This is a genomic window from Streptomyces sp. NPDC002088 (assembly GCF_040296605.1).
GTDB lineage: Bacteria > Actinomycetota > Actinomycetes > Streptomycetales > Streptomycetaceae > Streptomyces.
Genome location: NZ_JBEOXO010000101.1, coordinates 1 through 2,287, shown reverse-complemented (window position 1 = coordinate 2,287; position 2,287 = coordinate 1). Strand labels below are relative to the sequence as shown.

Annotated in this window: 2 protein-coding genes; both read right to left on the bottom strand. The window is 69.1% G+C overall.

The window, feature by feature from the left end; translation table 11 throughout:
- Positions 1 to 75 precede the first annotated feature (75 nt).
- Entirely contained in the window at positions 76 to 927 is an 852-nt protein-coding gene (gene istB, locus ABT114_RS50265; RefSeq protein WP_351154056.1) for an IS21-like element helper ATPase IstB, read from the bottom strand.
- Entirely contained in the window at positions 927 to 2,177 is a 1,251-nt protein-coding gene (gene istA / locus ABT114_RS50260; RefSeq protein ID WP_502988549.1) for an IS21 family transposase, read from the bottom strand. The genes istB and istA overlap by 1 nt, the downstream gene beginning before the upstream one ends.
- Positions 2,178 to 2,287: the final 110 nt, after the last annotated feature.

The window sequence follows — 2,287 nt, the reverse complement described above, 5'->3', positions numbered from 1 at the left end:
TGTCGGCAACGGCTGAATTTGGGGCCAGTTCGAACGGTTCAATCGTGAGCCACCGTGCGGCCTCGGTGGTTCGTGTCAGTTGTTGTCGGTGGCCGTGGGGACGCGGCCGAGTTCCCGGCCTCGCATGCGGTAGGACTCGCCCTTGAGGGAGTAGACCTCTGCATGGTGGACGAGGCGGTCGATCATCGCCGCTGCCACGGTTTCGTCGCCGAAGACCTCTCCCCAGCGTCCGAAGGGTTTGTTCGAGGTGACGATCACGCTGGCCCTCTCGTATCTGTTCGAGACGAGCTGGAAGAACAGGTTCGCGGCCTCGGCTTCGAAGGGGATATACCCCACTTCGTCGATCACGATCAGTGGGTAGCGGCCCAGCTTGACCAGCTCGTCCTGGAGCCGGTCGTTCTGGTGGGCGGCGGCGAGGCGGTCGACCCACTGGGCGGCGGTGGCGAAGGCGACCCGGTGGCCTGCCTGGCAGGCCCGGACGGCGAGCCCCGTTGCGACGTGTGTCTTGCCGGTGCCCGGCGGGCCGAGGAAGACGGCGTTCTCCCTGGCCGCTATGAAGTCCAGTGTTCCCAGGTGTGCGAGTTGTTGGCGGGTCAGACCGCGCAGATGCGTGAGATCGAGCTCCTCGATGGTCTTGATGGCGGGGAAGCGGGCGGCCCGGATGCGTCCCTCGCCGCCGTGGGCCTCGCGGGCAGCGACCTCGCGCTGGAGGCAGGCGACGAGGTACTCGAGGTGGGTCCAGGACTCGGTCTGGGCGCGTTCGGCCAGGCGCTCGGCAGCGTCCAGCAGGGCGGGGGCCTTCATGGCGCGGGCGAGGAAGGCCAGGTCGGCGGCGGTCTGCCGACCGGTGCGGGCGGCAGGGGCGTCCATCGGCCGACCCGCACTGGTGGTTTTCTGGCCGGCCGGGGCGGCGGCGGTGCGGGACATCAGGTTTCCTCCTTTCCGCCTCCGCCCTCGATGAGGGTGAACATGCGGTCGTAGGTGCCCAGCTCGCGCTGTTCGACCTCGATGCCCAGGCTGTCCGGGGCCAGGGCCGCGGTGCGGGCGGCCTGCTGGTGCCAGACCTGCTCGCGCAGGTGCCGGGCCGCGGCTGCGTGCTCGGGGTCGGTGACCGACTGGTGTCTGGCCCAGCAGCGGGCATGACGGGCCACCAGGTCGTCACCGCAGGTCACGGTGATCTCCTCGGTGTCGCTGCGGACCGTGATCACGTGGCCGATCGCGCGGGGGTGGACGGAGTAGTCGTTGGTGGCGATGCGGATGTAGTGGTCGCGGCCCAGACGGGTGCGAAGCGGCCACCAGTTGGGAGGGGCGACCGGTGGGATGGCGAGCATCGTCGCGCGGTCGGCCTCCCAGCGGTCTGCCGGCCGGGCGTCAATGACACGGTGATGGCGCCGGTTGGCGACCTGCAGCCAGGCGGTCAACTGGGCGTTGAAATCGTCCGGGCCGGTGAAGACGCGGCCGGGCAGGAAGCTGGTCTCCAGGTAGCCGTTGGCACGCTCGACCAGGCCTTTTGCCTCCGGATCCCGGGGCCGGCAGAGGTGGACCCGGATGGCGAGCAGGCCGGCGAACGCGGCGAACTCGCTCGTCAAGCGCCCTTTGCCGATGCCGGGCTCGTTGTCCCAGACCAGCGTCTTGGGCACGGCTTGCCAACCGGTCAGCAGGCGCCAGTGCCCGTCGATCAGGTCGCCTGTCTGCCGTGAGGGAAGCATCCGGGCGGTGATCACCCTGGAGTAGCCGGAGACGATGACCAACACCGGCGGGCGGCCGGTCTGGCCATAGCCGAGCGGGATATCGACCGGCGGGAACCACAGGTCGCACTGCGCGAGCTCGCCCGGCTCATAGACCGTGCGTGAGACGGGGTCCACTGGAAGGTAGGCCGGCCGCAGCTCGCGCACCCGCTCACGCAGGATCGTCAGACCGCGTTCCCAGCCGATCCGCTCAGCGATCACCGTGACGGGCATTGTCGGCGTCTGCTTCAAAAGCTCCCGGACAGCCGACTCGACCGCGTCCACCGCCGAGCCCTTCGGCGCCCGCTGGTACTGCGGCGGCCGGTCCGAGGCAAGAGCCCGCAACACGGTGTTCCTGGAAATCCCCAGCTGCCGGGCCACCGCCCGTGCCGACAGCCCCTCCATCCGGTGCATCCGGCGGATCTCAGCCCAGTCCTCCACGTGGATCACCCTCGCTTCCTCCTGACTCCAGACCAGTGAAGTCAGCATGATCAAGAGATCGCGGAGTGGCTCACTTTTCATCCGCCGTACGTGGCCCTCGTTTCACCCGTTGCCGACAC